The sequence below is a fragment of the Sphaerochaeta sp. genome (assembly GCF_050178175.1).
In the GTDB taxonomy this organism is placed as follows: Bacteria; Spirochaetota; Spirochaetia; order Sphaerochaetales; family Sphaerochaetaceae; genus Sphaerochaeta.
The window spans coordinates 1-12334 of the sequence record NZ_JBFXGH010000062.1 but is presented as its reverse complement, the minus strand read 5'-3'; the positions used below and the strand labels follow the sequence as shown (position 1 = coordinate 12334).

General features: G+C 48.9%; 14 protein-coding genes. 11 read left to right on the top strand and 3 right to left on the bottom strand.

Going from position 1 to position 12334, the window contains the following annotated elements:
• Positions 1-210: 210 nt before the first annotated feature.
• A complete protein-coding gene (locus tag AB7S66_RS08010) occupies positions 211-483 on the bottom strand; it encodes an RNA recognition motif domain-containing protein (protein ID WP_117330168.1) in 273 nt (90 codons plus the stop codon).
• A gap of 320 nt (positions 484-803) precedes the next feature.
• Here AB7S66_RS08010 and AB7S66_RS08005 point away from each other — a divergent pair, with 320 nt between their 5' ends.
• The 4 genes from AB7S66_RS08005 to AB7S66_RS07990 all read left to right on the top strand — a co-directional run bounded on the left by AB7S66_RS08005 (position 804) and on the right by AB7S66_RS07990 (position 5327).
• On the top strand, positions 804-1196 hold the full coding sequence (locus tag AB7S66_RS08005; RefSeq protein WP_428518921.1) for a (deoxy)nucleoside triphosphate pyrophosphohydrolase: 393 nt from the start codon (positions 804-806) through the stop codon (positions 1194-1196).
• The gene (locus AB7S66_RS08000; protein ID WP_428518920.1) at positions 1193-4144 is read left to right on the top strand and encodes a DUF3427 domain-containing protein; all 2952 of its coding nucleotides are present in this window, start codon (positions 1193-1195) and stop codon (positions 4142-4144) included. Before AB7S66_RS08005 ends, AB7S66_RS08000 begins: the two co-directional genes overlap by 4 nt.
• Before the next feature lie 48 nt (positions 4145-4192).
• Positions 4193-5077 carry an alpha/beta fold hydrolase gene (locus tag AB7S66_RS07995; protein WP_428518919.1) on the top strand — a complete coding sequence of 295 codons (885 nt, stop codon included), beginning with the start codon at positions 4193-4195 and terminating at the stop codon, positions 5075-5077.
• Between the two features lie 85 nt (positions 5078-5162).
• Positions 5163-5327, top strand: coding sequence for a hypothetical protein (locus AB7S66_RS07990; protein WP_428518918.1), 165 nt, complete (start codon positions 5163-5165; stop codon positions 5325-5327).
• A gap of 56 nt (positions 5328-5383) precedes the next feature.
• On the opposite strand, the gene AB7S66_RS07985 is transcribed toward AB7S66_RS07990, so the two are convergent.
• Positions 5384-6715 carry a hypothetical protein gene (locus AB7S66_RS07985; RefSeq protein WP_428518917.1) on the bottom strand — a complete coding sequence of 444 codons (1332 nt, stop codon included), beginning with the start codon at positions 6713-6715 and terminating at the stop codon, positions 5384-5386.
• A gap of 177 nt (positions 6716-6892) precedes the next feature.
• Between AB7S66_RS07985 and AB7S66_RS07980 the strand changes: the two genes are divergently transcribed.
• The 7 genes from AB7S66_RS07980 to AB7S66_RS07950 all read left to right on the top strand — a co-directional run bounded on the left by AB7S66_RS07980 (position 6893) and on the right by AB7S66_RS07950 (position 11582).
• Positions 6893-7504: a penicillin-binding protein activator LpoB gene (locus AB7S66_RS07980; RefSeq protein WP_428518916.1), complete on the top strand. Its 612-nt coding sequence runs from the start codon at positions 6893-6895 to the stop codon at positions 7502-7504.
• A gap of 8 nt (positions 7505-7512) precedes the next feature.
• On the top strand, positions 7513-8532 hold the full coding sequence (locus tag AB7S66_RS07975) for an LPP20 family lipoprotein (RefSeq protein WP_428518915.1): 1020 nt from the start codon (positions 7513-7515) through the stop codon (positions 8530-8532).
• A 12-nt stretch (positions 8533-8544) separates the two neighbouring features.
• Positions 8545-9129, top strand: coding sequence for a hypothetical protein (locus tag AB7S66_RS07970; RefSeq protein WP_428518914.1), 585 nt, complete (start codon positions 8545-8547; stop codon positions 9127-9129).
• Between the two features lie 2 nt (positions 9130-9131).
• Entirely contained in the window at positions 9132-9893 is a 762-nt protein-coding gene (locus AB7S66_RS07965; protein ID WP_428518913.1) for a hypothetical protein, read from the top strand.
• Between the two features lie 11 nt (positions 9894-9904).
• Positions 9905-10456, top strand: a complete 552-nt coding sequence (locus tag AB7S66_RS07960; protein ID WP_428518912.1) for a hypothetical protein — start codon at positions 9905-9907, stop codon at positions 10454-10456.
• 107 nt (positions 10457-10563) lie between these two features.
• Entirely contained in the window at positions 10564-10956 is a 393-nt protein-coding gene (locus AB7S66_RS07955) for a rhodanese-like domain-containing protein (protein ID WP_428518911.1), read from the top strand.
• Positions 10957-10967: 11 nt separating this feature from the next.
• On the top strand, positions 10968-11582 hold the full coding sequence (locus AB7S66_RS07950; RefSeq protein ID WP_428518910.1) for a hypothetical protein: 615 nt from the start codon (positions 10968-10970) through the stop codon (positions 11580-11582).
• Here AB7S66_RS07950 and AB7S66_RS07945 read toward each other — a convergent pair.
• Positions 11569-12334, bottom strand: a 766-nt coding sequence (locus tag AB7S66_RS07945; RefSeq protein WP_428518909.1) for an HD-GYP domain-containing protein, incomplete at its 5' end; no start/stop codon positions are given. The two genes, AB7S66_RS07950 and AB7S66_RS07945, sit on opposite strands and share 14 nt — an antisense overlap.

Sequence of the window (12334 nt, the reverse complement as noted above, 5' to 3'; positions counted from 1 at the left end):
AGGGTCTCTGGTATGTACTTGCCTCCATAGGGGCCGAATCGTCCTGGTTCCATCGGTTACTCCTTGTGATAGGAGCATACATGTTTCTATTAATAGAATCAAGGTTTTTGGACAAGAATTTTGATTTTTTTGAATAATAATTTTGTAATTACTTACATGAGAACAAAAAAAGGAACCCCGAAGGGTTCCTGATTATCACAAAGCAATAGCTTAGTAACGGTTGTAGCTCGGACGTGGCTTTGCAATAGCTTCGTTTACACGAAGGTTGCGGCCGCCGAAATCCTGGCCGTCAAGCTGGCTGATAGCAGCAACTGCAGCAGAATCGTCTTCCATCTCTACGAAACCAAAGCCCTTGGGGCGACGGGTCTCACGGTCAATGATGATGTTTGCACTCAATACCGTGCCATACTGGGCGAACAGGTCACGAAGTTCCTCTTCGCTGGTGTTGTAACTCATGTTACCAACATAAATTTTCTTTGCCATTCAAAGCATCCTTTACAGGCCTTTAGCCTGTCTCAAAAAAGTATTTGCTCATTTTGGCGCAGTTTCGAACGTTTAACCTGTCTGCTGATGGAATTCAAATGAAGAACACGAACATAGAGAGGGTAAGGGACTAGCTGCAACGCAAAAAATCAAAGCAACTGCAGGCTAGCATGGCCAAGGCTGAATGTCAATCGAGGAGTCAATGCAATTGAACATTTTTTGCACATTTGTAAGAGAACATTCGTGCAATGGGTAAAAAGCCTCTGCCGAAAGTGCATTTTCCCCTGGTCAAGAGCGCACGCTGCTGTTAGGATGATCCCATGAAACAGATTGAAGTAGCCGCACTCGTCTTGATTGATGATAACCGGGTATTCGCTGCCCAACGGAAAAACCTTGGACCACTTGGAGGCATGTGGGAGTTTCCTGGAGGGAAATTGGAAGTAGGGGAGACTGGGCGGGAAGCGCTCGTGAGAGAGATTCAGGAGGAGCTTGGGGTCACTATTGAAATAGAAAACTACCTGCTGAGGGTGGAGCACCAATATCCAGGCTTTTTCATCATCATGCACGCCTATGTAGGACATATTCAAGAAGGTTCCATCCAGTTGCATGAACATCAGGCAAGCCGTTGGCTTAAGAAACATGAGTTATGGCAGATTGAATGGGCTGCGGCAGATATCCCCATCGTACAGAAAGTAGAGCAATTACTAGCATGACAAGTGTGCAGGATGAGCGGCTGCTGGCAAGCCTTGAGACAAGCTTTTTTGATGCACGCATTCCCTCTGCAATGAATCTGCGTCCTCATCTGGTGCTCAATGACCCTCCAAGGACGAAAGTAATGGAGACACTCGAGCGAGAGCTTGCTACCTGTACTTCATTTTCCTTCAGCGTGGCATTCATTACCAAAGGTGGGTTGGCCATGCTTTTGCAGCCACTCTACGAGGCACAGAGGAGGGGAGTGAAAGGGAAAATTCTCACCTCTGACTACCTTACCTTCACCGATCCTGATGCGCTTGCTTTTTTGCTTGAACACTTCCCATCCATAGAGCTCAGGGTATATACGGAAAAGGCATTTCACACCAAGGGTTATCTCTTCACACGCGAGGAAGATTATGCAACCTTGGTGGTAGGGAGTTCAAACCTGACCCATGAGGCGCTTGCCACCAATCAGGAGTGGAACTTGTTTTTGGTTAGCTCAGGTTCCGGTAGTCTGGTCCAAGAGACCCAGGAAACGTTTCAAGAGGCTTGGGACCAAGCTGCAGAGGTCAGCCCTGCATGGATTGCTCACTATCGTGAAGTGTATGCTGCTCTCCATACCCATAAACGATTTGAACCGCTGCCGCTTCCCTCCCTTCCCATGGCCCAGAGGCCGGAAAAAAGAGAGCATCTGGTGCTCAATGCCATGCAGGTACAGGCATTGGATGGTCTTGAGCGGCTCAGGGAACAAGGCAAGGACAAGGCGTTGTTGATATCGGCGACCGGTACAGGAAAGACCATCCTCCTGATCAAGGATGTGGAACGCCAGCGCCCCAGGCGGTTTCTCTTCATCGTACATCGTCAGCAAATTGCTGAGGAGGCCCTTGCACGGTTCAAGGAACATCTCGGTGATGACTTGGAGTGTGGGCTTCTCTGCGGGGAAACAAAGGAAACAGACGCTCCCTACCTTTTTGCAACTGTCCAGACGCTGTCAAAGGACGAAGTGCTGTATACATTCCCAAAAACCTGGTTTGATTATCTGGTTATTGATGAAGTGCATCATGCAGGAGCTGAATCATACCAGAAAATCTTGAACCATTTCCAGCCAGCCTTTCTGCTGGGAATGACGGCAACGCCATACCGAAATGATGACAAGGACATCTTCCAGCGATTCGACTATGCTGTTGCCTGCGAGATTCAACTCAACCAAGCGCTGGATGCTGGTATGCTCTGTCCTTTTCATTACTATGGGGTAACTGAATTCTCCATCCAAGGTCATGAGGAGGTCCAGTACAAGGATTTTGCCCGTCTGGAGAAGGTTGAGCAGGTGAGGCATATCAACCAGATGCTCAACCGCTACAGTATCGGCAATAGGCGGGTACGTGGTCTGATTTTCTGCAGCCGGAACAAGGATGCCGCTTTTCTGGCACAGGCTTTGTCTGAACTGGGGAGAAAGGCGCTGGCCCTCTCTGGTTCAGATCCACAGGAAGCGAGGGAAGAGGCCTTTCTCCGATTGGAGATGGAGAGTGGCAAGGATGCACTGGAGTATCTGGTGACGGTGGATATTCTCAATGAAGGGGTCGATATTCCTTCCCTGAATCAGGTGGTAATGCTACGGCCAACGGAGTCGGCTATCATTTTTGTCCAGCAACTTGGAAGAGGACTTAGAAAGTACCCAGGGAAAGAGTTTCTAACCGTAATAGATTTTATTGGGAACCATGTCAACAATTACCTGATCCCCATGGCTCTCTTTGGGGACAGGACCTATCGCAAGGATACGCTGAGAAGACTATTAAGTGAAGGTTCTACCGCCCTAAGCGGTCCATCTACCATACAGTTTGATGCAGTGGCCAAGGGGAAGATCTTTGAGGCAATCAATCGTGTTTCCTTCAAGAACAAGACCTTGCTTGGGCAGGAGTATGCAAGCCTCAAGCAGAGGCTGGGAAGAACACCCAAACTCATTGATTTCATCACGATGGGCTCTCTCTCACCTGTTGTCATCCTGGAGTATGCAAGGACGTATATTCAGTTCAAGGAAAGGGTGGAGAAGCACTTCGTACACACACTTACCGACTTGCACCTGAAGAGCTTGTACTATCTTGGGAAGATACTGGCAAGAGGAGTGAGGATTCAGGAGACTTGCATGATCATAATTCTACTGGAGCATGAAGGTGAGATTGCATACCCCTCCATACCCAAGCTGATCCAGGAATCCTATGGATTTGTTCCGACAGACCAGTCAATCGAATCGGCGATCAGGATTCTATCAAACCAATTCTTCCAGGAAAAACACAAGGGTACTTTTGGGGCACTCTCCTATGTGACCTTGACGAAGACTGGGATGAGAAAGAGCCCGTCTTTTTCAGCATTATTGGAGAATGAGGAGTATAAGAGCGAACTATTGGATCTTCTGGAGGTCAGCAAGTACTCATATCTCAACGATTTTGCCGAGCGTCGAGGCTCACATGACCTGGTACTCTACCAGAAGTACACTCGACAGGAAGTATGTCGGCTTCTGGGTTGGGAGCGTGATGAGGCAAATACCATCTATGGGTACAAGGTTGATTACGAGCACCACCAGTGCCCGATCTTTGTTACCTACCACAAGGATTCTCAAGCCATTGATCCTGGTATCGATTACCGGGATCGGTTTCTCTCCCGTGAACAGTTTGTATGGGAAACCCGGAACAATGTACATCTCGGTTCTAGGGAAGCGCGGGCAATACGGGGAGAAATGGGGCCGATGGAGGTGTTGCTCTTTGTGCAGAAAAGCAATGATGAGGGGCGTTCATTCTACTACCTTGGACCTCTTTCCTTCCTCCGCAATGCACCCAGTTCAAAGACCAATGGAAAAGGAGATCACCTCCCAGTGGTGATGATGCGGTTCGCCCTTACCCATCCTGTCCCCCCAAGTCTGTACAACTACATCCTGGAATTGGTGGACAGCTCATCCCAAACCACCGCGTAACGCACTTCCCCGCTTGTTTTCATGATGCTCATGGATAATACTGTTCTCATGGAACCAACGCTTGTACCTTCATTTGATGGATTCTTCATCTCATGCGTCCTGTACCGACCGGCTTCTCCTAGGGGGATTGTCCAGATCATCCATGGTGCAGCTGAGGTAAAGAGTCGCTATGAGCAAGTAGCTCTGTTTCTTCAGGACTCTGGCTACTGTGTTCTGGTGAGTGACCAGAGAGGACATGGGGATTCAGTTGATGCTCACTTTGTGAGGGGATATATGCCGAGTGTGGATGTTCTGGTGGAAGATCAACATATCATCACCCGTTTCCTGAAGGATCTCTATCCTGGTTTGCCGCTTTTCTTGCTTGGTCACTCGTTTGGCTCCATGATTGCAAGGCTCTACCTCGGTTCCTATGACCATGAGATTGCCGGCCTGATCATGACAGGTACCCCTTGCTATGTAAGGGGAATAGCACTGGGGAAAGCATTTGTCCGGTTTTTGATGTTGCTCCTCACTCCTCATGGTTATGGTATGATTGCTACCAAGCTTACCACTTCAGCCAGCCTGAAATGGGTTTGTTCCGATCCCGAGGTGGTCAAGGAGAGACTGCACGACCCGTACCGGAAAAACTTCAAATACCAACTGCAATCCATTTATACCATCTTTGATGCCTTGCAACGGCTTCATGACTGGCCATCCTATCACCCAACCAAGAGTGATCTTCCCATCCTCTCGATAACAGGAGGGGATGATCCAATCCCGGGAGGGGAGCGAGGCCTCTCTGATACCGAACGATCACTGAAGCGAATCGGGTATCATCGCTTCAGTTATACTGTCTATGAAGGAATGAGACATGAGGTTCTGATGGAGAGGGAGAAGGAGTTGGTCTTCAACCAGATAAAGGATTTTCTTTTCTCAGGAGCTGAACAGACTTGACGATTTCATTTCTTAGTATGATGGTAATAGGTGAGGGATGGTTTGTACCTCAATTGGTTTTTCGTTAAGAAAGGAGCAATTGACTATGAGAAAGCATGCACGGGAAACAATCAGAAGGCCCAAAGAGATTGAAACAAGCTATGATTGGGACCTTGATGAGAAAACAATGCCAAAGAAGATGGCACGAAAGCCCAAGGATGATGATCTTGACGAAGAGGATCTCTTGGAAAGCGAAGAGGAGGAGTTGTAGATATCCTCAATTGCTTGTTCAATTACACTCTTCCTCTCACCAGGAGGAGTGTTTTTCTAAAGAGGACAGAATGCTTCTGATACATGCAGGGAGCCTGCCAGGATTTGCACAGTTTTCCCCGGGCTGCGGTACAGTACCTGGCTTGAAGCATTGAGGAATTCGGTGGTGATGGTGTAGGTCCCTTCAGGTAGATCCACATATCCCACCCAGGCCTCGGAAGGGAGGAAGTGGGTACTTCGTACGTCAGCACTCTCTGTTGCATCTCGAGCGATATGGAAAATCATGCCAAGGAGCTCTTCTCCTGCTGTTACGTTGTTGTCCTGTGCTGCATACTCGTCATAAAGGGCAATTCCCACCGCCTTGGCCATCGCACGGGTTATTGCTTTCATTTTAATCAGCTCACTCTTCGTCCTGAAGGTATCGATGGCTATATTGCTGATCGACTCAATCCTCTGGAGTGGGATCATCGGTTGTCCCTCGATGGAGACCCTGACAGCCTGTACTTGCGAGGATCCCCCAACAAGTACGGGGTAGGCTATCTTTGCCCTATTGAATGAGGAAACATACACCCTCTCTACGCGTTCTTCCTTCAACGGGGATTGCCCACTGAAGGAGACCAGCTGGAGCCTCCCCTTGTCTTGGGGAAAAGGGTCTTCCTCGAGCTCCACCACCGAGGGGAGAGGGAACGGGTAGAGGGAGGGCTGGGAGGAGAAGGCATGCCGTACCTGGTCGATGGCATAGTGAAGGGAATTTTCTTCTCCTAGAGCCTGAGCCACCGAAGCACTCAGGTAATTGGAGAGCGCACTGGTGGAGAAGGCTGTTGCATGGGTTTGGACTGCCGGTGCCTCCAATCCTTCCTCTCTCGCATATGCTGTCATCTGCTGCTCATATTGCTCATACTTTTGCTTGAGGAATGTCTGTTTCTCTATGCTTCGATTGAGTTCCACCAATGCAGCTTCGGTTTCTCCGAGGTGCATATAGTTCAAGGCCTTGAATATATTGAGATACATGTCCTCATACGCTTCACCTTGGTAGGCTTTTGTGTTGTCATTGACGAGAAATGAGGCAATATTGCCTGAAACACTCTCCGTATAGGCTTCCCAGATGAGCCGCTCTGCTTCACTGAGATAGTTGTTGGAATCCGTATAGTGTTCACCCAGGCGCGAGAGGATCCCGAGGTCATAGTTGACAATGAGGGGTCCCTGTTTCTTGAGCAGGGAAGGGACTTCCAGAAGGAGGCTCTCATAAGCTCCCTGGTATTTGGCATCCTTGTAAAGCGACTGGGTAGCTGAGATGTCCATGAAGGAAGTACACCCGCTCATCAACATGATGAGCGCAAAAAGGAGGACGAAAAACAACCCGTTTGCTACACTTTTGCGGTATCTCATTACATCCTTCCTCTTCCTGTATGGGCACAATGTAGCATTGGCTTATACCTGGCGCAATAATGAATCGCTAAAAAAATGTAGAATGTATCATTTTTCATACCAATGATTCCTACCCAAGTGATGATGAGTCTGTTACACTGTTGCGTATACAGCAGCGGAATGTGAAGGAGATTTGTGATGAAACGCCTAACCCTCTATGGCTCCCTTGTCGTGCTGGTATCTACACTCTTGCTCTCATGTCAGTCTCCTGTGTCAGTCAGCCGTATAAGTGCTGATACCGATATTGACTTGAGTGGGAATTGGAACGACACCGATATTCGTATTGTGGCAGAGGCACTGGTTGAATCCAGTCTGTCCTCACCATGGATCACGCAGTACAAGATGGCCCATCCCGGGGACAATCCAGTGGTCATCGTAGGAACGTTCCTTAACCGTAGCAGTGAGCATATCGATACCTCGATTATTGCCAAACGGTATGAGATGGCTCTCGTCAATTCAGGAAAGGTCGATATGGTAGCTGACCAGAGCTTCCGTGCTTCCGTGAGAGAGGAGCGCGAGGAACAACAGTTCTTTGCGAGCGAGGAAACTGCCAAAGCACTGGGAAAGGAAATTGGGGCAGATTACCTGTTGCAGGGATCGGTGAGAACCAATCTTGACCAGAGTGGCGGCCAGATGGTGAGAACCTACTATGTTTCAGCTGAATTGATTGACATCGAGACCAATAGGAAAGTGTGGGTTGGAGAAGAGACAATCAAGAAGCTCATCAAGCAAAGCAAGTACAAGTTATAGGAGTGCACATGAGAAACTATCTTGTGGTACCTGTGTTGCTCTCTTTGGTGCTGGGAATTTCCTGTACCTCAATGGGATCCCCCAAGGTTCCCTCCTGGATCGACCACCCTTATGACAAAACCTATGATGAAGATACCTACCTCTGTGCCGTTGGTTCTGGATCATCACGACAAAAGGCTGTTGATGCAGCACTTGCAAGCCTTTCCCAGGTCTTCAATGCCCAGGTTCACTCAGTTACTGAAGTCAGCAGTCTCTCTACTGCTGCAACCGATACACTGGGGAATGTGACGTTTACTGAATCCTCTGAGATGATGGATTTTGGCAGTGTCACCAGCGAGACTGACCAGATCATCGGCTCTGAAGTGGTCAATGTGTATACCGATGAACGGGGGAGGGTCCATGCCCGTGTAGCTTTGCACCGAGAGCGGACTGCCTCACTGTATCAGAAACAAATAGAGGAGTTGAGCAGCTCCATTGCGCAATTGAATATGCGAAAAGCAACTGCCGGCACCCTGCTCAAAGAGTATGTGCTCCTTCTTGAGTCTAGGGAGCTGGCAAAGCAACAACAAGCTCTCTACAACCAGTTGCAGGTGTTGCTTAGGCAGCCACAGATGCAAGTGTTGGCACCGATTGATCGAGCCCTGTCAGCATTGGCTCAGCAGATTTCCATTGTGGTAGAGGTTTCTGGGAATGCAAATGACTCTCCTGTACTCAAGGCAGCCTTTGAACAGGGTCTGCAGGAGAGAGGGTTTGCTACCGGAGCACAGGACCCTTGTGCGATATTGGATGTCTGGTACACCGTAGAGCCTATCACGATGGAGGGTAGTCCTTATTCCTACGCCCGCTATACATTGGCTGTTCAACTGAAGGATAACAAGCAGGAGGTCCATGTCTCCTATGAGAAGACAGACAGAGAGGCGGCCATGTCTGAGAAGGATGCTCTTGCGAAGGCGTTGAAAGCTGCAAGTTCATCTGGGGTTGATGGATTCTTTACCCTGATGCTGGAAACGCTTGGGGATGAAACATAGTTGGAGGATGATATGAAAAAGTTGTTAACGATTCTGGTACTTGCATTACTTGCACTTGCCATGACCGGTTGTGCCACCGCCAAGGTTGCCGAGCCTGTCGAACCTGCCCGTCCCGTCATCATCGGTGCTGAGGGTATTCCCCAGCCGGATTGGGTCTACAAGACTGTTTCAACCCAGGACATGCACTTTGAGACCGGATACGGCAAAATGAGTGACAAGCAGAACTCAATCAAGCGTGCCACTGTTGAAGCAAAGAACAAGATTGCCGCTTGGATCAGTACGCAGGTCAAGGAAGTGGTGGTAACCTACATCAATGATGCCGGTAGCGGCGACAACCGCCAGGCTCTCGATGCAATGGAAGTGATCAGCCAGCAGGTAGCAGAGGCAACCCTCTCAGGTGTGAGTACAGAAGAAGTTTGGGTCGATGCTGAAAACGGGGTATGGGTACTTTGCTCAATTCCCATTGCCAATATCGAGCAGAACTTTGAACCAGCCTCAGAAGCCGTTGCAGAGGCTTTTGTCGAGAGTGAGGCAGCTGAGGCAGCCAACACCAAGATGAAAGAAGCGTTCGCCGAATTGTTGAAGGGAGCTAACTGAGTTTGTCAGTACGCAGATATGTAGTGGCCATCAGTTTATTGGTGGTGATGCTTGTCTCAGCTTGCACCACCAGTGTCCCCAGGGCAGAGAATGATGCCCTCTCCCGTCTGGATGTGAGCTACTATCCCTCCAATGTGTATGTGGGACTCTCTGGTCCATATTCCACCCAAGAGAGAATGGTGAGTGAGGCAATCCTTTCTGCTGCAAGATCCATACATATCAAACAGGCCCTTGCACTGGATAGCAGGCTTGTTACTTCCTATCGTTCAGACAAGGGTTTGCAGTCCTTTGCAAAGGATGAAGCAGCCTTCTTTGATGATACAGCCATGGCCGAAACCATCAGCCGACTTGAAATCCTGGAAGTTTACTTCGATCCTGAAGCCGGTGCTGTCGTGATCGTGAAGAACAGGCAGGAGGAGGGGGAAGACCGTATATACGAGAGTGAGTACAACAAGGAGGGCAAGCCTACTTGGCTTGCACTCTACCCCAAGTTGGATGGGTATCGCTTTGGGGTCGGGTCTGCTAAACGGCATTACTTCCTCAACGATTCATTGGAGGCGGCAGATTTTGCCGCTGCTCAGAATCTTCTCGATTTGAAAACAGGACATGCGTATTCAGTCGAGAACGTGACCACAAAGAACGAGCTGATGGAGCGCTCGCTCTACCAGGCTCAGCGTGGCTTGCTCAAGGGGTTTACCATCATAGCACGTTACTATGACAAGGAAACAGATACCTACTGGAGTCTTGCCGCCAGTCTGGAATAAGGAACATTGCTATGAAACGAATCATGTTGGTGAGCCTTGTGTGCATTCTGCTTGTATCCTCGTGTGCGAATACCCCGAAAAGCAATCCAGATGGATCACCGTACTGGACCACGCACCCTCCCAAGAGTAGCCGCTCCTTGCATTACGAAGTAGGATCGGCAAAACAATCCACCCCGCAGCTGAGCAAGATGCGAGCCGAGTCGGCTGCAATGGATGCGATCGGCCGATGGGCATCCACCAGCGTGGATAATGCACTGGTCACCTTTGTTGAGGAGTCTGGGGAGGTCTTGAGGACCAAGCAGATGCTGGAAGTTCTCCAGAACCTCAGTGTACAGACAGTGAGTATCGCCTTGCGCGGTGTAACCATTGAAGAGTATTACAATGCTCCTGATGGGACGGTCTATGTCCTTGCCTCCTATCCGGTGAAGAATCTCAAGGATGCATATAAACAGCAGGCAGAGGAACTGGAACGACAGTTTGCACTGGATAAGGCCAGTGCTGAAGCGGATCTGATCAAGGCAGAGGTATTGCTCTCCTATCTTGACGAGCTTCTGGAAGAGTAATCTCAGAGACTAACAATTGGGGCCGGAGGGAATATTCCTTCCGGTCCTTGCTTAGTCTTGACGCTTCGATGCATTTCCGCCATCTTGGTTATATGAGAACCTAGTAAATGAGTAAGATATTAATTATAGTCCTTATCCTCCTTGCCCTGGTAGGTGGAGTAATTTGGAAAACAAGACAGCCAGAGAGTGGCACATATGAAAAGATTTCTGCTGAAACTGCCTTCTCCATGATGCAGGAGAAGCAGGATATGCTCACTGTTGATGTTCGTACCCCAAGTGAGTATGCTGAAGGACATGTCCAAGGTGCCATCAATGTCCCCTTGCAGTTGATCGAAGCGGGAGATCTCTCCTTGCTCCCTGACAGGGACAAAACACTGCTTATTTACTGCAGGAGTGGATCTCGTAGTGCAAGTGCAGCAAAATCCCTGGTCAGACAGGGATACACATCGGTGTATGATTTTGGTGGAATCATTAATTGGCCATATGGTACTGTCAGGTAGGAGGGATCATTGTGAAGGCATCTTTGCTGTCTCTGAAGCATCCGGAGTATCTGCATATCCGCACGGATGAAACAGTGTATTATGGAGCTGATCAGGAGTGGTTTCCACAGTCTTGGCAGAGACGGGCAGGATGTGGTCCTACCACTGCAAGCCATCTCGTGTTGTACAACCTTGGGAAAAGACAAGGAGTATCTGCAGTTACAGACCAGAGGCAGATGGTCATCTTGATGCAACAGCTCTGGAATCATGTGACCCCAACCTTGATGGGAGTGCATTTGGTCAGTCAATTTACCAAGGGGCTCATTTCTGCACTACCTGAGCAACGCATTGATGGGAAAGTGGTGAGTCTGTCACTCCCCAAAGCTAGAGAGGAGAGACCTCCTTTTTCGATGGTTTTGGAATTCATTCAGGAGAGCTTATTGCTTGATCAACCAGTGGCATTCCTAAATCTCCACCACGGGGAAGTCCTGAACCTTGACTCTTGGCATTGGGTTACCATTGTTGCCCTGGATGCAGAATCTGGGAGGATACGGGTGTATGATGGGGGAAAAAAGTGGGATATTGATCTTCATCTTTGGTACAGAACCACTCCCAGAGCTGGTGGTTTTGTTGCTATAAGGCGCTGAGTATTCGCTCAACAAGGTATGGATCAACCTCGATTCCAGCGAGCTTTGTGAGGGTTTTCTCAATCTGTTCCTTTGTTGCTTGATCCAGATGTTCCCGCTCCCAGACTTCCGCAAAACGCAAGAGCCTGGAAAAATAGGGAATTTCCGTGCCCTGTAATCCTTTCGGGTAGCCGCTTCCATCCCACCATTCATGGTGATGCAGGATCAAGGGTGCCAAATCTACAGTCTCCTCAAACATATTAAGGATACGATATCCTGCACTGACATGTTCCCTGTAACGTTCTTGCATCCATGCCGTTCGGTTATGTGAGGTAATTACCTCTGGTTCCAGTACAACTTTCCCGATATCATGATAAAACCCTGCACGTTGCAGTTTGCTTGCTTCTTCATCATTGAGATGTAGCAGAGAGGCTATGTGTGATGCATGTTGCTGCACTTTTGTTGCATGTATGCGTTCACCGGGAGCCTTCTTATAAAGCATCTCCACAAGATCCTGGAGTTGTTGTTTCTGGATTTCAGCCCTGCGAAGTGTTTTTCTACGATACATCTGATCCTCTGCCCGGTCAAATGTTTCTTGGATGGATTCCTCAATTGATGTCTTGGTTGCCCTTCCCAGAGCAATACTGCGATTCCCTGCGCGTATCCCATCTTTTTCCAGGTGTCCCTCAATCCTTGTCATAATCTGATTTGCTTCATTGCCGTCAGTATGGGGGAGTAAGATCAGGAATTCATCACCTCCAATCCTGCTGACA